This is a genomic window from Shimia sp. W99 (assembly GCF_053851455.3).
In genome coordinates this window covers 3,472,132-3,492,604 of sequence record NZ_JBSQBU020000001.1, presented here as the reverse complement: position 1 = coordinate 3,492,604, position 20,473 = coordinate 3,472,132, and the positions used below count along the sequence as shown (strand labels likewise).

The window sequence follows — 20,473 nt, the reverse complement described above, 5'->3', positions numbered from 1 at the left end:
GGACTATGCTGACTGCATCTGATTTAGCTGGAGTATACCATGCGAAACTTCGTTCTGAAGGCGCTTATGTCAATTTCAACTGCGATTGCCCCAATTGTAGCGGTGGCTCAGGATAACGGAGCAGACGGTTCGCCCAATGCTGTTCTGATTCGCGGGGCCAGTATTTTCACCGGCTGTTCGCCCGACCTTCTCGAAGGTCAGGACGTCTATGTCGCGGGCAACCTGATTTCCAGGATCGGCCCCAACCTCGAGGCCCCCGATTTCGCCACCGTGATCGAAGCCGACGGACACGTACTGATCCCCGGCCTGATCGACATGCACTGGCACGGGGTCTACGCGACGGCGACCATCGGTCAGCTGATGACAACCAACGAAGGGTATTGGAACCTGCTGACCTCGGTCGCCCAGCGCGACGTGCTCTATCGCGGCTTCACCACCGTGCGTGACACCGCCGGTCCGATGTTCGACATCGCACGTGCCACCGATGAAGGCCTGATCGAAGGTCCACGGGTGTTCCCCTCAGGCCCGGCCATCTCGCAAACCGCAGGGCACATGGATTTCCGCATGACCAAGGACGTGCCCGCCACACCGGACAAGCTGCACCCCTTCGAAACCGCCGACATGTTCTATATCGCCGATGGCGTTCCCGAGGTTCTGCGCCGCATTCGCGAGAACCTCATGCAGGGCGCAACCCAGATCAAGCTCATGGCCGGGGGAGGTGTCACCTCGAGCTACGATCCGATCCACACCATGCAGTACACCAATGCGGAACTCGAAGCCGCCGTCGAACAGGCCAGCAACTGGGGCACCTACGTGCTGACCCACGCCATCAATGACGAAGCAGTGAACCATTCCATCGACGCGGGCGTCAAAAGCATCGAACACGGCCACATGGCCACACGCGAAACGCTTCAGCGGTTTGTCGAAAACGATGTGTGGCTCTCCATGCAGCCCTTCCTGGATGACGTGGACGCGCCCAAGCTGAACGACTTCCAGAAAGCGAAGTACAAGTTCGTCACCGACGGTACCGATTTTGTCTACCGCACAGCCAAGGAACTGGGGGTCAAGATCGCCTTCGGCACCGACACACTGTTCAGCGCCGATCTGGCCAAACGTCAGGGCGCGCAGCTTGCCAAGCTGCAGAACTGGTTCACACCTTACGAAGCCCTCAAGATGGCCACCTGCGACAACGCCGAATTGCTCAAGCTTGGCGAAAAGCTCACGCCCTATCCCCTCGGCCCGCTTGGCGTCATCGAGGAAGGCGCCTATGCCGACATGATCCTCGTGGCTGGCAACCCGCTTGAAAATCTCGACCTCGTGGCCGATCCCGAGGCGAATTTCGACGTCATCATGAAGGACGGCGTGGTCTACAAGAACACGCTCAACTGACCCTGCTCGCGGCGCGCGTCAATGTGCGCCGCGACAATACACCCGGCCCATACGCGCCGAGGCTATCTCCTAAACACAGCATACAAAAAGTACTCTAGGAGTCTGACGTGACCTATCCGACGATACGTCTCACCGGCATGAATGTCCTTGCCGCTACATTGGCCACAGGCTTTGCTCTGGCCTCTCCTGTCGAGGCGCAGGACGGTTCCAACCTCAACCAGGTTCAGGGCGCGGTCGAAGAAATCAACAACGGCACCAACCCGACCCTGCTGACCACCCAAATGGGCCTGCAGTACCAATACAACCGGATCAACGCGTCCCTGAACACCGGGCTGCTCGAAGCGTTCTACGTCAAGCCGTTCGGTGACGGCAGCAAGGCGTTTCGCTTCAATCTTCCGGTCTCTGACAGCCCATTCAATGCCGCGCCCAACTTCGGCGGGGCATCGGCCGCCGGAAGCATTACGGGGCTGGGCGGTGACGAAATGCGCCTTGGTGACATCAGCGTCACCTATATCGACGTGTTCCACCTGACCAAAAAGAACGGCGCGGCCTTCACGGCGGAACTGTTCCTCGATACCGCGGAAACACCAACCTCCGGCTACGGTCAATTTGCGCTGGAAACTACGCTGTTCTATGCATGGTTCCTTGAAAACGGGTCCATCTTCGCGCCCGCGTGGGTCCAGACATTCGGTCTTGAGGGCGGCAACAAGGACGGCGTCGACCTTAATACGACAACGATCGACTTCTATTATGTGCCCAAGCTCGCCAACCCCAAGTATTACATGACCTTTGATCCGGCTATCATTCATGACTGGGAAAGCGACGACACGTTTGGCAGCCTCCAGATCACCATGGGCATGATGACGGGCAAGGCTTTTGGCGGCGATGGTCAACTCTTCATCAAACCCGGTGTGGTGTTCGGCGGCGACGCCCCGGCGGACTGGTCGATCCAGGTCGGTTTCAAGGTTCTGAATTTCTGAACCGACCGGGCGCGTGCGCGCTCAGAACGGCGCTTTCGCGCGAAACTTCATGCCTTGCCCGCTTTCGGGATGGTTGATGCGCAATTCCTCGGAATGCAGCATCAGCCGGTCATGGGCCGCCGCGTCCCCCTCGGCATAAAGCGGATCGCCAAGGATCACGTGCCCCAGCGCCAGCATGTGCACCCGAAGCTGGTGCGACCGACCGGTCTTGGGCATCAACCGCACGCGGCTCTCGGTATCCGACTGTTTCAGCACCCGCCAATCGGTCACGGCGGGCTTGCCGTTTTCATGATCCACCATCTGGCGCGGCCGGTTCGGCCAGTCCACGATCAACGGCAGGTCCACCGTCCCGGTCTTTGGCTCCAGTCGGCCCCAGACCCGCGCCACATAGGTTTTCTTGGTCTTGCGCTGCTCGAACTGCATCGACAGGTGCCGCTGGGCATGCGGGGTAAGGGCGAAAACCATCACCCCCGACGTGTCCCGGTCCAGCCGGTGCACCAACAGGGCGGTCGGAAACGCCGCCTGCACGCGGGTCAGCAGGCAATCGGCAAGGTGCGCCCCCCGCCCCGGCACGGACAACAACCCCGAAGGTTTGTCCACCACGACAATGTCACTGTCCTCATGCAGGACCACCAGCGGGTCCATGGGCGGGTCATATTCGGTCGAAAAACTCATGCGCCCGCAATAGAGCGCCGACGCGGCGGCGGCAACCCGACGTCAGCCTTGCCTGACGCTCCGGAATGGGCAGGCTGATACGCAACAAGAGGAGGTCCCCCATGCACCCCACGATCCAGCGCATGACCGAAATCGTCGCCTCGGGCGATGACAGCAAGATCATCGACATCCTGGCCCCAGACGTGGCCTTTCTGCCCCCGACCTACTGGAAAACATGGACCGGCGCCGAACCCGTGGCCGCAATCCTCGGCCATGTCGGGCAGATCTTCGAGGATTTCACCTATCGCCGCATCATGGGCGAAGGTGCCGACTGGGCACTCGAATTCCAGTGCAGGATCGGCGATCTCGACGCGGTTGGCGTCGACCTGATCACGCTGAATGACGACGGCCTGATCCAGACCTTCGAAGTGGTCATGCGCCCGCTCAAATCCATCGCCGTCCTGCGCGAAGAGATGATGTCCCGGATCAGCAAGGACGCGCGCTTCCTGAAATACATGAGCGCCATGCGCTGAACGCCAATGGCCTTGGATCGCCTCCTGCGCCTGCCCCTTTCCCCGCTCCTTCTGGCGCAGGGGCTCTGGGTACGTTTCAGCGCCCTGAAACTGCCCGAACCACCGGGCGCACGCGCCGGGGGCGACGCGGGCCCGCGCCTCCTCATCCTGGGCGATTCCTCGGCCGCCGGGGTCGGCGCCACGCACCAGTCCACCGCCCTCTCGGGGCAGCTCTCGCAGGCGCTCGCCCCCCTGACATGGCATCTTCAGGCGGAAACCGGCGCCACCACCAAAACCTCTCTGGCCCGGCTCGACCGCCTGCCGGATACCCCCTTTGACGCGGCCCTTCTCGTGCATGGCGTCAACGACACAACCCGTTTCACGCACCCGCACCGCTTCCGCAGCCGCCAGACAACCCTGATCAACGCGTTGCGCCAGCGCCACGCCGTGGCACACATCATCCTCTCCGGCGTGCCGCCCATGCATCATTTTCCGCTGCTGCCCCAGCCCCTGCGCTGGGTGCTCGGGTGCCACGCCGAGCGGCTCGACCGGGTGCTCGCCGACATCGCACGCGACGATCCCGCCGTCACCCACCTGCCGCTGGACCTGCCTTACGAGCCCCGCTTCGTGGCCCGCGACGGCTTCCACCCCTCCGAGGCGGCCTATACCGTCTGGGCCGACCTCCTCGCCGCTCAGCTGCGCCGCACCTGACGCAGCATCGGCAGCGTATAGACCACCAACCCCGCCCAGATCAGCGGAAAGGCGATCATCCGCCCACGTCCGATCTCTTCCCCGAACAGGAACACCGCCGTCAAAAGGATCATCGAGGGCGCGATATATTGCAGGATGCCGATGGTCGACAGCCGCACCAGCTTGGCCGCATTGGCATAGATCATCAGCGGCGCCGCCGTCACCGGCCCAAGCCCGATCAGCAACAACGTATCCACCCAGCCCTGCCCGAACGTGCCCTGCCCCGTCCCCCCAAGCCAGACCACATAGGCCAGCGCCGGCAGACACAGGATCAGCACCTCCAGCAGGAACCCCTGGTTCGGGCCGATCGGCAGCGACCGCTTGAACAGCGCGTAAAACCCCCAGCTCACGGTCAGGGCCAGCGATACCCACGGCAGGTCCCCCGCCTCGATCACCAGCACAAGAACCCCGCAGGCCGCCAACCCGATGGCAATCAGCTGATTACGTGCCAGCCTCTCGCGCAACACCAGCGCGCCAAGCGCCACACTGAACAGCGGGTTGATGTAATAGCCCAGCGCCGCATCAATCGCCTGCCCATTGGAAATCGCCCAGACAAAGATCGCCCAGTTCACCGAGATCAGCCCCGAGGTCAGAAACGCCATGCGCAGCATCTTCGGGTCCCGCAACGCCGCCACAAGATCATCCGTGCGCCGGAGCAGGATCAGCACGATCCCCGCCACGGGAAGCGACCATAACACGCGATGCGCCACGAACTCGACCGCGGGCACATGCGCCATCAACTTCATGTAGATCGGCGCCACACCCCAAAGAAGATAGGCCGTGACCGCAAGCGCCACGCCCCTCGGCTCATCCCGCCCCGTGTCCTGCATCACCAACCCCTGTTTCACCCACTGCCCAACCGGCATAGCGCCGCTTCACTTCGGGGAAAATCCGCATTTTGTGAACACATTCATCACACCCAGTGATGCACATTCACTTTCTTTTTCCCGAAATACCCCGGAGCGCGAGGCAGCGCCTCGCACCGCACGCCCCCTTGTGGGCGTGCAAAACCTGCGCGCCTACAAGGCGCCCCTTTTAAAAACCGTCAAAAGTCATACACCCTGCCCAAGGCAAACCGCCCCAAGCGCCAGGCACAGCGGCCCATAGACCCGACGGTCCAGCGTGGCAAAAGGCTCTTCCGGGGTCAGCCGCCGCCATCCCGGCAGATAGGCCGCCACGCCACGCCCCAGGAACACCGCCGCCGCGCCCCAGATCGCCAGCCCGTAAACCCAGCCGGGCACGAGCGCCGCCGCCAGACCCGCACGCACCAAAAGCACATGCGCGACGCCCGCCAGAACCAGCGCCACGAACAGGCTTGCCGGTTTGGGCGGCATCGTCCGCATGCCTTCGAACCCGGCCACCCGGCGCGCCAGCCGCGCCTCGTCTCCGCCGGGAAACCAGATCCCCATTGCCCAAAGCCCATGCAGCCCAGCAATCCCGCCAAGCACGACCACCGCCAAGATCACCACGACCATCCTGCGCCCTCCTGTCCTTTGGGCGCAGATTAGACCGCGTCAGGCAAAAGGCCAGCCCCCTCGGGCTGGCCTTCTCAGTGTTACACCTTCACGCGTTCCGCCTTGGGATCATACATCGGCTTCAGACTGGCCTCCGCCCTGACCCGCGTGCCCATCACGTCGATCTCGTAGCTCGACGCCAGCACATCCGCCGCACTCTCGCCTTCGCAGGGCACATAGCCCATGCCGATGGCCCCACCCAGCGTGTGGCCGTAATTTCCGGAACTGATATAGCTGACAATCTCGCCGTCGCGAATGAGCGGCTCGTTGTGATACAAGAGCGGCTCGGGATCGGTCAGCTTGAACTGCACCATCCGCATCTTCGGCCCGCTTTCCTTGCGCGCCGCCACCGCCGCCTTGCCGATGAAATCCGCCTTTGACATATCCACGGCAAAGCCCAACCCCGCGTCGATCACGTGGTCCTCGCTGGTGATGTCATGACCAAAGTGACGGAACCCCTTCTCGATCCGGCAGCTGTCCATCATGTGCATGCCACACAGCTTGAGGTCCATGTCCTGCCCGGCCGCCCACAAGGTCTCGAATACATGTTCGGCCATGTCCGAAGAGGCATAGATTTCCCATCCCAACTCGCCGACATAGGTCACCCGATGCGCCCGCGCGAGGCCCATGCCGATCTCGATCTCCTGCGCTGTGCCAAACGGGTTCACCGCGTTCGAGAAATCATTGGGCGATACTTTCTGCAACAAGGCGCGCGCATTCGGCCCCATCACCGCCAGCACCGCCTCACCTGCGGTGACATCGGTGATCACGACCCGCAGATCGCCTGCGTGCCGCTGAAGCCGTGTTTGATCCGCGAGCCGCGTGCCCGACGGCGTCACCACCAGATAAGCGGTTTCGCTCAGGCGCGTCACGGTCACGTCCGCCTCGATCCCGCCTTTGGAATTGAGGAACTGCGTATAGACGATCTTGCCCACCGGCACCGACATGTTGGCCCCGCAGACATGGTTCAACAGGGTTTCCGCATCCGGCCCCTCGACCCGCAGTTTGCCAAAGGACGACATGTCATACATGCCCACGTTCTCACGCACCGCACGATGCTCAGCGGCCGAGTTCTCGAACCAGTTCTGGCGCTTCCACGTGTACTGGTATTCACGTTCCTGACCTTCGTTTGCAAACCAGTTGGCCCGCTCCCAACCCGCCGTCTCTCCAAACACCGCCCCGTTCTGCTCCAGCAGACGGTGGAACGGCGTCCGCCGCACCCCCCGCGCCGTGGCTTTCTGGCGATAGGGAAAATGGTCCGCGTAAAGCAGGCCCAGCGTCTCCTTGGAACGCTCAAAGAGGTAATGCTTGTTACCCTGGAAAGGCTGCATCCGGCTGATGTCCACACCGCCAAGATCAAACGGCTTCTCGCCTGCTTCCATCCACTCGGCCAGCGCCTTCCCGGCGCCCCCTGCGGACTGGATCCCGATCGAGTTGAACCCCGCGGCGACATAGTAGTTGCGCAGCTCGGGCGCCTCGCCAAGGTGATAGGCATCGTCCGGCGTAAAGCTTTCCGGTCCGTTGAAGAACGTATGAATCCCCGCCTCGGCCAGCATCGGCATGCGGTTCACCGCCATTTCAAGGATCGGCTCGAAATGGTCGAAATCCTCGGGCAGCTGGTCGAAACAGAAATCTTCCGAGATGCCGTTCATGCCCCACGGCTTGGCGTGCGGCTCAAAACACCCAAGCAGGATCTTGCCCGCATCTTCCTTGTAATAGGCGCATTCATCCGGCACCCGCAGCACCGGCAATTCCGTCAGTTCCGGGATCGCCTCGGTCACGATGTAGAAATGCTCGCAGGCATGCAGCGGCACGTTCACCCCCGCCATCCGGCCCACCTCATGCCCCCACATCCCGGCACAGTTGACGACGAACTCCGCCTCGATATGGCCCGTCTCCTCGCCCGCGGCCCAATCCACCCCGGTGACACGGCCCTCGGCCCGGCTCACCCCCGTGACCTTGATGTTCTCGCGGATCATCGCCCCCATCATGCGCGCGCCCTTGGCCAGCGCCAGCGCCACGTTGGCCGGATCGCCCTGCCCGTCATTGGGCAGGTACACCGCGCCGCACACATCCTCGATGTTGAGATGCGGGTACATCTTCTTGGCGGTCTCGGGCGAGATTTCCTCGACATCGACGTCAAAGGCCCGCGCCATCGCGGCGGCCCGGTAAAGCTCTTCCTTGCGCTCTTCCGTGATCGCCACCGAGATCGACCCGTTGGCCTTGATGCCGGTCGAGATCCCGGTTTCCGCTTCCAGCTTGTGATAAAGATCGGTGGTGTATTTCGCCAGCTTGGTCATCGTGGACGACGCGCGCAACTGCCCGATCAACCCGGCAGCATGCCATGTCGTGCCGCTGGTCAGCTGCTTGCGTTCCAGAAGCACGATGTCCTTCCAGCCCTGTTTTGCAAGGTGATAGGCCACGGAACAGCCAATCACACCACCGCCGATGATGACCACGCGGGCCTTGTTTGGAAGATCAGCCATTTCGCTCTCCTGTCATGCCGATTTGGCCACAGCCTGCCACGACAACGCGACAGCAAATGTGGCAAAAACGTCAGCTGTTATTCGATAATCTCCGCACCCCGCCCGGCCCCGGCCCACGTGCCTTGCGCCGGGCTGCCGGGGTGATCCCGAAAAAGCTTTTGTAAAGCCCGCTGAACCCGGTCGCGAATCCACAGGCCAGCCCGATATCGCGCACGCTCATCGTGGTGTTCATCAACAGGTTATTGGCGCGCGCCATGCGCAGCTCGCGGTAATAGGTGTTCGGCGTCGAGCCAAGGATATCCCGGAACTTGCGCTCCAGCGACCGGCTCGAAATCCCCAACAGCGCCACGATCTCCTTGATCGGCAACGGCTCTTCGATATTGGCCCGCATCAGCTCGATACATTCATCCAGCTCCGCATCCCCGGTCTCGGTGCCCCGCACCCCGCTGAACGGCTGCTGGGTCGAGAAATCCCTGATCCTCTCATGCAGCATGACATCGGCAATCGTCATCTGCTGCGCCTTGCTGACATGCCGCCCCATCAGCCACAGAACAAGGTCGATGGTCGATTCCATGCCCGCACAGGTCACGATCCGCCCGTCCTCCGTCACAAGCGACGATCCCGCCTCGAACACGCCTCCGCGCTCGCGCAACAGGGCGCTGTTTTCCCAATGGGTCGTCAGATGCGCATGGCGGTCCCCGTGCTCGGCAATATAGCGGCTCGCCGCCTCGGCCAGCAAAAACACCTGCGCTCCGCGAAACGTGTAATCCGACACCAACTTGCCCACCGACAGCGCCGGGTTGTCCGGGTTCGAATTGCCGAGCACGAAAAGGTATTCCGCGCTGATCCGCGCGGGCACCTTTTCCGTCTCCACGATCACCCCGGTCCGGCTGCGCATCGCGCCGCCCTTTGCCGACAGGAAATGCCATTCGAACAGGGGCCGCGCCCCGACCCGGTTGGCAATCGACAGCACCTCCAGAAGCCCGGCCAGCTCGATCAGCACGAATTCCTCGGAGACATAAATGTCAAAACGCACCAAAGGCGCTTGCCCCTCTGGTATGGCCTGATCCCCGGTCATTCAGACAATCTCATACCCGGCCCCGCGCAACTGCGTGGCCAGCTCCGCGATATGCGCCGGACCGACCTCGCAACAGCCCCCCGCAAACTGCAAGCCATCCCTGACCCACCCCATGCAGAACCCGGCATAGGCCACTGGATCAAGATCCGTGCGCGCCTTCAATGCATCCACCGTGCCCCCGATCTTCAGCGCATCAATCCCCGTGAACCCATTGGCATAGGCCCCCACCGCAAGGCCCGCCGCCCGGACGGTGTCCAGATTGGCCGACACCACCTCGGGCTTGCAGCAATTGAGCCCGATCCCGGCAATGCCCGATCCCTCCAGCGCGGCAACTGCATCCGCCAACGCCTCGCCCGAGCGCAACTGCCCGCTCCCGTCATCCTTCAGGGTCAAAAACACCCAAGTCGGCTTGCCGGTTTCCACTCCGGCCTCTGCCGCCGCCGTCGCCTCGGAAATCGCCGACAGGGTTTCGCACAGGATCAGGTCGCTGGCCCCGGCCTGCCCTTCCACGATCTCGCGATAAAGCGGCAACAGGTCGGCATGGCTCTTGCTCATGTCCGGCTGATAGGACCCGTGCAGGGGCGACAGGCAGGCGGCAATGCGCACCCCCTCGGCCCCGACCTCGTCGCGCGCCGCCTCGACCAGCTCGATCGCGCGCTTCTGCAGGGGATGAAACAGCTCCGGCGCCCCTTCGCGCGCCAACCGTTCCGGCGTCGCGGCATAGGTGTTGAGCGTGATCAGCCGCGCCCCCGCCCGGATGAAATCCGCATGCACGCCCTGTACCACCTGCGGTTCTTCCATCATCACCTTGGCCGACCACAGCGGATGTGCAGGCATCGACGAACGCCGGATCAACTCCTGTCCGGTGCCGCCATCCTTGAGGATCACTTTTGTCATGTCTCGGTCTCCTGTGGGGGAATCAACACCAGCTTGCCCGGCAGCGTCTTCGAGGAAAAGTCTTCCTGCGCCCGCGCGATGTCCTGCAACGGATAGGTGCGCGACACCAGCGGGTGAATATCCCCGGACCGCATCAGCCCGACCAGACGTTCGAACACGGCGGGCGGCTGGTAGGTACAGCCATGAATGGTAATGTCCGGCAGGTAAATCTCGCGCAGGTCCGCTGTCACCATCGGCCCGGCAATCGCGCCCGACACGGCGTAATGCCCCCCCGGTTTCAGCGCGCGGATCAGGTCGGGCCAGAACGGCCCGCCCACCACGTCAATCACCACGTCAAAACAACCCGGCGCCGGCACCTTGCCCCGCCCAAGAATATCTGTCGCACCGGCTTCGCGCACGATACTGGCCTTGGCCGGAGCGGTCTGTCCCGTCACACGCGCACCGCGCAGCCGCGCGAGCTGCACCGCCGCCAACCCGACCCCGCCTGATGCGCCGGTGATCAGCACGTCATGCCCCTCTTGCACCCCGGCGCGCGTCAAAAGGTTCTCCGCCGTGCCAAAGGCACACGGAATGGCCGCAATTTCAATATCGCTGAGGGGCGATGCGCTCACATCGTACACATCCGCCGCGTCCACACAGCAGTATTGCGCGAACGCGCCGTCCACTTCCGAGCCAAGCGCGATATAAGCGGTCGGGTTTTCCGCCGTCGGGCGCGGAAGGTTGATCGGCCCCGTGACCCGCGCGCCGACTGGCAGGGCGACACCCTCGCCCACCGCAACAACGCGCCCGCACAGATCACCGCCCTGAATGCGTGGAAAATCCAGCGCCCCGGCATGACCACCCGCCTCGCCAACCTCGCCGCTCTCCGTGGCTCCGGTCACATCGCTGGAATACCAGCCGATGCGGGTGTTGATGTCGGTATTGTTCACCCCCGCCGCCAGCACCTGCACCAGAACCTGCCCCGGTCCCGGCACAGGCACCGGGATATCCTCGCGCCACTTCAGCGCCTCCGGCCCGCCGTGGCGGGTCAGGTATACGCCTTTCATTGTACGAGGGATCATGACGATCTTCCCCACAAATGGGCAGAGGGCAGCGCCTGCCTGTGGAGGCGCAAAGCGCCTGCCGGGGGGCAGGCAGGCGCTACCCGACGGTGCCGGGCTGAGCTATTCGTCAACGCGAGCCTCACGCCCTCAACCGCGCATTCTCCGGGTCCCAAAGCGGCTGGTCCTCCTGCACCACGGCGCGGCATTTCTCGCCATAGATTTCCACCGCCAGCTCTGTTCCCGGCACCGCCAGGTCACTGCGCACCATGCCCAGCGCGATCGAGGCATTCACCCGGTATCCCCAACCGCCCGACGTGGTTTCCCCGACGATCTCGTCGCCGTGCCAGATGCAGGACATGTACGGCGCATCCGCCTCGCCCGCATCCACGGTCAGGGTCACGAAACGCTTCTTCACCCCCTGCTGTTTCTCGGCCATGATCGCCGCTTTGCCGGGGAAGTCCTGCGGCTTGTCAAGCTTCACGAACCGCTCCAAACCGCCTTCCAGCAGCGAGTAATCCGTCGAAAGGTCGCCCTTCCACGCCCGGTACCCTTTCTCCAGCCGCAAGCTGTTCAGCGCCCACATGCCAAAGGGCTTCGCGCCCGCATTCAACACGGCATCATAGATCGCGGGCATGTCGGCATTCTCGGCATGGATTTCCCAGCCCAGCTCCCCTGCGAAAGACAGCCGCACCAACGCCGCCCAGCGCCCGACAACCTCGGTCTCCTGCATGCTCAGCCACGGCATTGAAAGATCCGCCGGGGTCAACCCAGCCAGCACCTCCCGCGATGTCGGGCCGGTCACGATCAGCGTCGACATACGGTCCGTCCAGTCCTCGAAGACAAGGCTCCCGTCACGCGGCAGACGCGCCTTGAGAAGCTCACCGTCATGCCACTGCGCCGTGGCCGCGGTGATCAGGATGTAATTGTCCTCGGCTTCCCGCGCGACGCTCATCTCGGTCAGGATACGCCCCCGCGCATCCGCGAAATAGACCAGCCCCGCGCGCCCGATCTTGGGCAGCGCCCCGGTGATCTGACACCGCAACCATTCATCTGCGCCCGCACCCTTGATCTTGAATCGCGAGAACCCCGGCAGGTCCAGAACCCCGCACCCGTCGCGCACCGCCTCGCACTCTTCCTTGATCCGTTGTTCCCACGGCCCCGACCGGCCCCATGTGTGGGTGCTTTCCTCCGAGGTGTCATCGCCTGCTTTCGCGAACCAGTTGGCCCGCTCCCAGCCGTTGTAAACGCCCATCACGCCGCCCAGCGCCTTGACCTTGTCATGCACCGGCGACAGCTTCCTGTCCGGCGCGGCGGGCCAGCGGTGCCACGGGAAGTGCATCGCGTATTCGTTGCCATACACCTCCATGCCCTTTTGCACACAGTATTCATGATCGGTGTAATCGGTATAACGGCGCGGATCGACCGACCACATGTCCCACTCGGTCGCGCCATCCACGATCCACTCGGCCAGAACCTTCCCGGCGCCGCCACCCTGCGCGATCCCGAAGGTGAAGACACAGTTCTCGAACGCGTTCTTCACCCCCGGCATCGGCCCGATCAGCGGCAATCCATCCGGCGCATAGGGGATCGGCCCGTTGATGATGCGGCTCACTCCGGCTTCGCCCGACACCGGCACCCGCTCCATCGCGTCCGCCACGATATCGGCAATCCGGTCAAGGTCATCCGACCACAGCTGGAAGCTGAAATCATCCGGCATCGGGTCGCCCTCATGCTCCCAATGCGCCCGGCAATTCGGCTCATAAGGGCCGATATTGATGCCGTTCTTTTCCTGCCGCAGGTAATAAGACACGTCCACGTCGCGCAAAAGCGGCAGCTTGCGCCCGTTCTCCTGAGACCACGCCTCCAATTCAGGTATCTGCTCGGTCAACAGGTATTGGTGGCTCATCACCATCATCGGCACCGTGCGCCCGCCATATGGCTTGAACCATTCCCCAACCCGCTGCGCGTAATACCCGGCGGCATTGACCACGTAGTCGCACGCAATATCGCCCTTCTCGGTATGCACGATCCACGTATCATCCGCCTGCTGTGTCACCCCGGTCGCAGGCGTGAACCGCAAGATGCGCGCGCCCATGTCCCGCGCGCCCTTGGCCAAGGCCTGCGTGAGCTGCGCCGGGTCGATATCTCCGTCCGATGGATCAAACAGGGCGCCCTCAAGATCATGCGTCTCGAGGAAGGGATACCGTTCCTTCGCCTCTTCAGGCGTCAGCATCTCCATGCCGATCCCCTGGTACCGCCCCATCGCACAGGCCCGTTCGAACTCCTGCATCCGCTCCCGCGTATGCGCCAGCCGGATCGAGCCCGTCTGGTGATAGTTCATCGGGTAATCCACCTCGTCCCCCAACCGCGCATAAAGCTCGGTGGAATAACGCTGCATGTTCATGATTGCCCAGCTGGTCGAAAAGGTCGGCACGTTGCCCGCCGCATGCCATGTGCTACCGGCCGTCAACTCGTTCTTCTCCAGCAGGACACAATCGGTCCAGCCCTTCTTGGCCAGATGATAGAGCGAAGACGTGCCAACCACACCGCCGCCAATAATCACCACGCGGGCCTTATTCGGAAAATCAGACATCTCGCTCTCCTTCAGTCCAACAATAGCCGGGCCGCAAGCCCGCCAAACACGATAGCCGTCACTTTGTTCATGATCCCCGACACCCGGCGCAGCGCCGTGCCGAAAACCCCCGCCGCCGCGCCATATCCGGCGGTCACAAAAAACCCGGTCACGCAGAACAGCACGCCAAGGATCAGGATCTGCTGCCAGATCGGCCCGACCTCCGGGCGCGTGAACTGGGGCAGGAATGCCAGCACGAACAGCGCCACCTTGGGATTGAGCATATTGGTCAGAAATCCACGCGCTGCCGCGCGCCGCAGGCTGGTCGCACCCCTTGCGGCACCAATCTCGGCCGGTGCCCGCCACGCTTTCACGGCAAGAAACATCAGGTACGCCGCCCCGGCATAGCGGATCGCATCATAGGCCCCCGGCATCGCCATCAGCATCGTCGACACGCCCACCGCCGCCAGCACCGTATGGCCCAGCCCGCCAAGCGAAATTCCCGCCGCCGCCGCCACCCCGCTGCGCCATCCGCCCGACACGCCACAGGCGGTGGCAAACACCACATCCGCCCCCGGCGTCAGGTTCAGCACGATCCCCGCCGACACGAAGGTCAGGATCAGCACCGGGTCCATGGCCAACAGCGTATCGATCATGCGTCGCCCTCAAACTGCGGTGCGCTACACGCGATGTCGTAATAGTCGCCCTTGTCTTCGACATGGATATGGCGCGCGACCTGCAGCCCGGTCGGCGCGTCCAGCGTCCCGGCGCCGATCGAGATCGTGTCCGCGCTCTCGTGATCCCAGAACAGGCTTGATCCGCAATAAGCACAGAACCCGCGCCGCGCCGTTTCCGACGATGCAAACCATCGCAGCCCCCGGTCCGCGATCATCGTCAGCCCCTCGCGCATCACGGCGGTCGCCGCCCAGAAATGCCCGCTGGTGCGGCGGCACTGGCCGCAATGACAGGCAATGACCGGGCGCAGTGGCCCGCGTGTCTCGAACCGGACCGCGCCGCATTCGCAGCGCCCGGTGCGGCGAGGCTCAGTGTGGCGCGGCTCAGTCATGTTGCACCACCCCGTCCGCAATGTCGTAGTAATCGCCCTTGCCGGCCACGAAGATATGTTTCTCAAGCCGCACCCCCGTCGGCCCGTCTATCGCGCCCAGGGCAAAACTGATCGTGTCCTCGTCATGCGCCTTCCAGAACAGGAAGGACGCACAGCGCGGGCAAGATCCGCGTTTGGCCACATCGCTGGCCGCGTACCACTGCACGTCGCCGATGATCTCAAGATCCGTGTCCCGCACATGGGCCGAGGACCAGATCCCGCCCGATTGCTTGCGGCATTGTGCGCAATGGCACATCGATGCCCCCTCGGGCGTGCCGCGGACCACGAACCGAACATCGCCACACAAACAGCTTCCCTTGAGCATGATCGTGTCTCCTCAATAGACCGGTGGCGCGATCACCCAGATCGCAACGCAAGGCGCGTCATAAGGGTTGGCCCATTTGTAAAGCTCGTTCCGGAACCGGAAACTGTCGCCCGCGCCAACCGTGAATTTCCGCTCGCCAATCGTCAGGTCGAGACGCCCGGAGATGATATAGCCCACCTCCTGTGTCGGCCGCTTGGCCGGAAGCTGCATCTCGGAATGCGGTTCAAAGGTGGAATGCACCATCTCGAAATCGTCGGTCAGGTCGGGGGACAGCAGTTCCTCGACCAGCCCTTCCTCATAAGAGCCCATCTGCCGCCGCGCACCCGCGCGCACGACATAGCCCTGCTCTTCGGCAGGGCCGCGCGACTGGCCGAACAGCATCGACATGGGCACATCCATAAGCATCGCGATTTGCCGCAGGTCGGAAATCGTCGGTTCCGATTTGTCCCGCTCGACCTGGCTCAACCAGCCAACCGAGCGGCCCAGAGCCTCGGCCAGCTCCGCCAGCGTCACGCCCCGCGCCTTGCGCAGGGCGCGGATATCGGCTCCCAGCGTGCCAAGATCGTCCGGTAACTGGTGCAGCATGCCCGCCCCCGTGAAAAAATCATCTCAATTTTCACGCTGCACCGGGAGCGATGAAATTTTCAAGCAAAATTTCACGCCGCAGCGCGGCGCCTTGCCTCGAGAGGGGGATAAACGCAGCGCGCGCTGCGTTCACCGCACGATTTTGGCGTTGGATACCGACGCAACACCGACGTGATACCGACGTTCTACCGCAGCCGATTTTGTCAATTAACCAAGGGGAGTCAGGATGATTCGCACGGTCAGGCTCAAACCCGCCCGAACACCGCGCTTAAGATTCTGTTCATCTCTTCGGCGTCCTTCCGGGTAAAGGCGTCCGGCTGATCGCTGTCGATGTCAAAGACTCCAATCAGCGCTCCGTCCTTGTCCCACACCGGCAAAACCAGCTCCGATCGGGTCGAGGAGGAGCAGGCGATATGGCCTGAGAACGCCTCCACATCCGGCACCAGCTGCACCTCGCCCGTGCGCGCGGCAGCCCCGCAAACGCCCCGTTCAAACGGGATCACAAGGCAGCCGTGGCCGCCCTGATAGGGGCCTATTTTCAACAGGTTGGGCGCGGTCACGCGATAAAAACCGGTCCAGTCGAACCGGTCGTCCGAATGATGCACCTCGCAGGCCACCGTCGCCATAAGCGCAACCACATCGGCCTCGCCTTCTGTCAGGGCGGCGATGGTTTGAGAAAGCGTGTCGTAGTCAACCTGCATGGCGGTCCTGCGTGTTGGGGTGGGAGGGGGGCTGTCTGCCCCCCGGTTTCAAAACAGGTTTTGAAACGCTCCCCCCGAGGGGTATTTTTGGAAAAAGAAAGATCAGACCCGCTCAATCGCGATGGCCGTGCCTTCGCCGCCACCGATGCAGATCGCCGCGACGCCGCGTTTCAGGCCGCGTTTTTCCAATGCATTCAAAAGGGTAACGATGATCCGCGCGCCCGACGCGCCGATCGGGTGGCCCAGCGCGCAGGCACCGCCATTGACGTTGACCACATCGCGGCTCAACCCCATTTCATGCATGAACGCCATCGGCACCACGGCAAAGGCTTCGTTCACTTCCCAGAGGTCGACATCGTCCTTGGACCAGCCGATTTTCTCCAGCAATTTCTGTGCCGCCGGCACCGGCGCGGTGGTGAACAGGCCCGGCGCCTGGGCGTGGCTGGCATGACCCACGATACGCGCACGCACCTGCAGCCCTTGCGCTTCAGCGGCCTCCTCCGAGGCAATCACCAGCGCCGCGGCCCCGTCCGAGATCGACGAGGAATTGGCCGGTGTGACCGTGCCATCCTTGCGGAAGGCGGGCTTGAGATGCGGGATCTTTTCGGGGCGCGCATTGCCCGGCTGTTCGTCCTCGGACACCTCGACATCGCCCTTGCGGGTCTTGAGCGTCACCGGTGCGATCTCGCCTTCGAAAGCCCCGGATTTCTGGGCTTCGAGCGCGTTGGACAGGGATTTCAGCGCGTATTCATCCTGTGCCTCACGGGTGAACTGGAAGCTTTCGGCGCAATCCTCGGCGAAGGTGCCCATCAAGCGCCCCTTGTCATAGGCATCTTCGAGCCCGTCGAGGAACATGTGATCCTGTACCTGCTGATGCCCGATCCGGGCCCCGCCGCGCATTTTCGGCAGGATGTAAGGGGCGTTGGTCATGCTCTCCATGCCGCCTGCGATCATGACCTCGCGATCGCCCAAAGCGACCGCGTCAAACGCCATCATCGCCGCTTTCATACCCGATCCGCACATCTTGTTGAGCGTGGTGGCGGGCACCTCTTCGCCCAGGCCGCCCTTGAACCCGGCCTGGCGCGCGGGGGCCTGGCCCTGTCCGGCGGGCAGAACGCAGCCCATCAGAACCTCGTCCACCGTCTTGGCGCCTGCGTTTTCCAGCGCCGCGCGAATCGCCGCGCCGCCCAGTTCCGCCGCCTCGATGCCGTCAAATACCCCCTGAAAGCCGCCCATCGGCGTGCGGGCTGCCCCTGCAATCACCACGTTTTTCATGCCAATTCTCCTCGGATTTGTATCGCTGGCCCATTCCTGCCCCGCAACTGTTGCAGGGGTGTTGCAAGCAGATTGCGCGTTGCGCGGCAAAGCGCAAGTCGCACCCTGCTCACGGATTGGTAAGGAATCGCGCCTATGCTTGGCCAAACTCTGCAAGGAAGGAACGGCAGGCATGGATTTGTCCAGCGCGGTTGAGGGCGACATACTCGTGGTCACGGTCAATGAATCCCGTATCGACGCCTCGGTGGCGATCCAGTTCAAGGATCGCATGCGGGAAGAAACCGACGCGGTCACGGGCCGCGTCGTGCTTAATCTCGAACAGGTGGATTTCATCGACTCAAGCGGGCTTGGCGCGATTGTCGCCGCCATGAAGCAGCTTGGCACAAACCACCGGATGGATCTGTCCTGTCTCAACGAAAACGTCGACAAGGTGTTTCGCCTCACTCGCATGGACACGGTGTTCCGTATCCACGGGACGGTGGGCGAGGCGCTTTCCCAGTAACCCGGCATGGTCCCAGAAAAGGAGCGCGCTGCAGCGTGACCAATTCTCCTTCGCCCATCCATATCGAACTGGAAGGCACCCCGCAGGAGGTGCGCGCGGCCCTGGTCCGGCTGCGAAGCAAGCTCTCGCTGCCGCGCTTCGCCCATATTGACGTCGGAACCCTTGAAATTGTCTTGGGAGAGGTGCTCAACAACGTGGTCGAACATGCACTCGCGGGGCGCAAGGATGGGCGGATCGCGTTGACCTGCGACCTTGGTGAAAACTGCTGGAACGTATTGGTGCGCGACAACGGTGCGCCCATGCCGGACAACAACCTGCCCTCGGGCATCGCGCCGGATGTCAGCATTGCCATGGCGGACCTGCCCGAAGGGGGGTTTGGCTGGTCCTTGGTTCGCATGCTTGCGCATGACATTCATTACCACCGTAACAACGGCTGGAACACGTTGTCCTTGCGGGTCGATTGCTGAGCCTTGGCATCCCGTGTGCGCGCGCCTAGTCTCGCGTGGCGAGCAAGGGGAAAACAACGATGAGAGATTTGCAACGTCCGGGGCGTTCGGCGGTGATGGCCATGAATGGCATCTGCGCCACGTCCCATCCGATTGCGGCCGAAGCCGCCGTCGACATTCTCAAGCGCGGCGGCACGGCAATGGATGCCGCCATTGCCGGCGCGGTGCTGCTGGGCTTGTGCGAGCCGCAATCCACCGGGATCGGCGGCGATTGTTTTGCACTGATCTCCCCGGCGGGCAGCGACGATGTACTGGCCTTCAACGGATCGGGCACCGCACCGGCCGCCGCGGACGCGGCCGACCTGCGCAATAAGGGTTTGGCAACCATTCCGCTGCATTCTGTGGATGCCATCACGTTGCCCGGCGCTATCGACATGTTCTGCACCCTGTCCGAACGGTTCGGCAAACTGGGCCTCGACGTCAGCCTTGCCCCGGCGATCCATTATGCCGAAGCCGGGGTGCCGATTGCGCATCGTGTCGCCTTTGACCTCGCCCGCGAGGCCAAGGTGCTTCAGGGCGCGGCCCGTCGGCACTTTCTGCACGACGATGCCGCGCCGGCGCTTGGGTCGATCTTCCGCGCGCCCGGCCAGGCCGAGGTGCTGCGCCGTATCGCCCGCGATGGGCGTGATGCTTTCTACTCGGGCGAGATTGCCGAAGACATGGTGACCTCGCTGAACGCCGTTGGCGGTGTGCACACAATGGCTGATTTTTCCGCCGTTTCCGGCATGGAAACCGCTCCTGTTTCAGGGACTTACAAGGACTCCGAACTGGTCGAGCATCCGCCCAACGGGCAAGGCGCGACCGCGATCCTGTTGCTCAACATCCTCAAGCACTTCGACATTGCCGGCATGGATCCGTTTGGTGCCGAGCGGGTCCACATCGAAGCCGAGGCCGCCAAGCTGGCCTATGACGCGCGCAATCGCTTCATCGCCGACCCGGATCATACCGCGCGGCTCGATCACATGCTGTCATCCGACACCGCCGCGAAACTGGCCGCACTTATTGATCCAAATAAGGCCATGACCGCCCCCGCCACGCTCGGAGAGGCGGTGCACAAGGACACCGTCTATATCACCGTGGTCGACAAGGATCGCATGGCCGTGTCGCTCATCTATTCGATTTTTCACGGTCTCGGGTCCGGCATCGCCTCCGAGAAATTCGGTATCCTGTTCCAGAACCGCGGCGCGGGTTTCACCCTGCAAGAGGGGCATCCGAACGAACTCAAGGGCGGCAAACGCCCGATGCACACGATCATTCCGGGCATGCTGCGCCGTGATGGCCGTGTCGAGATGCCCTTTGGCGTGATGGGGGGGCAATACCAGCCCAACGGCCATGCCCGTTTTCTTTCGAACATGGCCGATTTCGGCATGGAACCGCAAAGCGCCATCGACGCCCCGCGCAGTTTTGCCGATGGCGGCAGGCTCAAGGTCGAACGCGGATATTCGGGCAAGGTGCAGCAAACGCTGGCCGATATGGGGCATGACATCGAGGTCCCGGACGCTCCCATCGGCGGCGCACAGGCCATTCGCATTCACGAGAACGGGGTGCTTGAAGGCGCATCCGATCCCCGCAAGGACGGTTGCGCAATCGGGTACTAAG

At 63.0% G+C, this 20,473-nt stretch carries 21 protein-coding genes; 7 read left to right on the top strand and 14 right to left on the bottom strand.

Translation table 11 applies throughout. The features are described from left to right. Nucleotides 1–39: 39 nt before the first annotated feature. Both ACS3QZ_RS16940 and ACS3QZ_RS16935 read left to right on the top strand, forming a co-directional pair. Entirely contained in the window at nt 40–1,389 is a 1,350-nt protein-coding gene (locus tag ACS3QZ_RS16940) for a metal-dependent hydrolase family protein (protein WP_456038895.1), read from the top strand. A gap of 107 nt (nt 1,390–1,496) precedes the next feature. Beyond that, the gene (locus ACS3QZ_RS16935; RefSeq protein ID WP_456038894.1) at nt 1,497–2,369 is read left to right on the top strand and encodes a hypothetical protein; all 873 of its coding nucleotides are present in this window, start codon (nt 1,497–1,499) and stop codon (nt 2,367–2,369) included. Nucleotides 2,370–2,390: 21 nt separating this feature from the next. Here the strand turns inward: ACS3QZ_RS16935 and ACS3QZ_RS16930 are convergent, their stop codons facing one another. Then, entirely contained in the window at nt 2,391–3,044 is a 654-nt protein-coding gene (locus ACS3QZ_RS16930; protein WP_456038893.1) for an RluA family pseudouridine synthase, read from the bottom strand. A gap of 101 nt (nt 3,045–3,145) precedes the next feature. Here ACS3QZ_RS16930 and ACS3QZ_RS16925 point away from each other — a divergent pair, with 101 nt between their 5' ends. Beyond that, nucleotides 3,146–3,556, top strand: coding sequence for a nuclear transport factor 2 family protein (locus tag ACS3QZ_RS16925; RefSeq protein ID WP_456038892.1), 411 nt, complete (start codon nt 3,146–3,148; stop codon nt 3,554–3,556). A gap of 6 nt (nt 3,557–3,562) precedes the next feature. Then, nucleotides 3,563–4,246 (top strand): SGNH/GDSL hydrolase family protein, encoded by a 684-nt coding sequence (locus ACS3QZ_RS16920; RefSeq protein WP_456038891.1) that lies wholly within the window; start codon nt 3,563–3,565, stop codon nt 4,244–4,246. Here the strand turns inward: ACS3QZ_RS16920 and rarD are convergent. From rarD to ACS3QZ_RS16855, 13 genes are all read right to left on the bottom strand, one after another. Continuing rightward, nucleotides 4,228–5,151, bottom strand: a complete 924-nt coding sequence (gene rarD / locus ACS3QZ_RS16915; RefSeq protein WP_456038890.1) for an EamA family transporter RarD — start codon at nt 5,149–5,151, stop codon at nt 4,228–4,230. The two genes, ACS3QZ_RS16920 and rarD, sit on opposite strands and share 19 nt — an antisense overlap. Nucleotides 5,152–5,337: 186 nt before the next feature. Next, nucleotides 5,338–5,760, bottom strand: a complete 423-nt coding sequence (locus ACS3QZ_RS16910) for a DUF3995 domain-containing protein (RefSeq protein ID WP_456038889.1) — start codon at nt 5,758–5,760, stop codon at nt 5,338–5,340. 80 nt (nt 5,761–5,840) lie between these two features. Further along, a complete protein-coding gene (locus ACS3QZ_RS16905) occupies nt 5,841–8,285 on the bottom strand; it encodes a GcvT family protein (protein ID WP_456038888.1) in 2,445 nt (814 codons plus the stop codon). Nucleotides 8,286–8,355: 70 nt separating this feature from the next. Next, complete coding sequence (locus ACS3QZ_RS16900) at nt 8,356–9,363, bottom strand: GlxA family transcriptional regulator (RefSeq protein ID WP_456038887.1); 1,008 nt, start codon at nt 9,361–9,363, stop codon at nt 8,356–8,358. After that, nucleotides 9,364–10,260 (bottom strand): homocysteine S-methyltransferase family protein, encoded by an 897-nt coding sequence (locus tag ACS3QZ_RS16895; RefSeq protein ID WP_456038886.1) that lies wholly within the window; start codon nt 10,258–10,260, stop codon nt 9,364–9,366. Further along, the gene (locus ACS3QZ_RS16890) at nt 10,257–11,318 is read right to left on the bottom strand and encodes an alcohol dehydrogenase family protein (RefSeq protein ID WP_456039357.1); all 1,062 of its coding nucleotides are present in this window, start codon (nt 11,316–11,318) and stop codon (nt 10,257–10,259) included. The genes ACS3QZ_RS16895 and ACS3QZ_RS16890 overlap by 4 nt, the downstream gene beginning before the upstream one ends. A 124-nt stretch (nt 11,319–11,442) precedes the next feature. Then, nucleotides 11,443–13,896: a GcvT family protein gene (locus tag ACS3QZ_RS16885; RefSeq protein WP_456038885.1), complete on the bottom strand. Its 2,454-nt coding sequence runs from the start codon at nt 13,894–13,896 to the stop codon at nt 11,443–11,445. Nucleotides 13,897–13,907: 11 nt separating this feature from the next. Further along, nucleotides 13,908–14,531: a LysE family translocator gene (locus tag ACS3QZ_RS16880; RefSeq protein ID WP_456038884.1), complete on the bottom strand. Its 624-nt coding sequence runs from the start codon at nt 14,529–14,531 to the stop codon at nt 13,908–13,910. Beyond that, on the bottom strand, nt 14,528–14,941 hold the full coding sequence (locus ACS3QZ_RS16875; protein ID WP_456038883.1) for a GFA family protein: 414 nt from the start codon (nt 14,939–14,941) through the stop codon (nt 14,528–14,530). The genes ACS3QZ_RS16880 and ACS3QZ_RS16875 overlap by 4 nt, the downstream gene beginning before the upstream one ends. Beyond that, entirely contained in the window at nt 14,934–15,305 is a 372-nt protein-coding gene (locus tag ACS3QZ_RS16870) for a GFA family protein (protein WP_456038882.1), read from the bottom strand. Before ACS3QZ_RS16870 ends, ACS3QZ_RS16875 begins: the two co-directional genes overlap by 8 nt. Nucleotides 15,306–15,317: 12 nt before the next feature. Next, the gene (locus ACS3QZ_RS16865; protein WP_093093900.1) at nt 15,318–15,890 is read right to left on the bottom strand and encodes a helix-turn-helix domain-containing protein; all 573 of its coding nucleotides are present in this window, start codon (nt 15,888–15,890) and stop codon (nt 15,318–15,320) included. Between the two features lie 245 nt (nt 15,891–16,135). After that, entirely contained in the window at nt 16,136–16,591 is a 456-nt protein-coding gene (gene msrC / locus ACS3QZ_RS16860; RefSeq protein ID WP_456038881.1) for a free L-methionine (R)-S-oxide reductase MsrC, read from the bottom strand. Between the two features lie 102 nt (nt 16,592–16,693). Further along, the gene (locus ACS3QZ_RS16855; RefSeq protein WP_093093788.1) at nt 16,694–17,866 is read right to left on the bottom strand and encodes a thiolase family protein; all 1,173 of its coding nucleotides are present in this window, start codon (nt 17,864–17,866) and stop codon (nt 16,694–16,696) included. A gap of 172 nt (nt 17,867–18,038) precedes the next feature. Between ACS3QZ_RS16855 and ACS3QZ_RS16850 the strand changes: the two genes are divergently transcribed. Genes ACS3QZ_RS16850 through ACS3QZ_RS16840 form a run of 3 tightly spaced genes read left to right on the top strand, consistent with a single transcriptional unit; the run spans nt 18,039 to nt 20,472 of the window. Then, nucleotides 18,039–18,368, top strand: a complete 330-nt coding sequence (locus ACS3QZ_RS16850) for an STAS domain-containing protein (RefSeq protein WP_456038880.1) — start codon at nt 18,039–18,041, stop codon at nt 18,366–18,368. Between the two features lie 35 nt (nt 18,369–18,403). Next, the gene (locus tag ACS3QZ_RS16845) at nt 18,404–18,835 is read left to right on the top strand and encodes an ATP-binding protein (RefSeq protein ID WP_456038879.1); all 432 of its coding nucleotides are present in this window, start codon (nt 18,404–18,406) and stop codon (nt 18,833–18,835) included. Nucleotides 18,836–18,894: 59 nt separating this feature from the next. Continuing rightward, a complete protein-coding gene (locus ACS3QZ_RS16840; RefSeq protein WP_456038878.1) occupies nt 18,895–20,472 on the top strand; it encodes a gamma-glutamyltransferase family protein in 1,578 nt (525 codons plus the stop codon). The last annotated feature ends 1 nt before the right edge of the window (nt 20,473 follow it).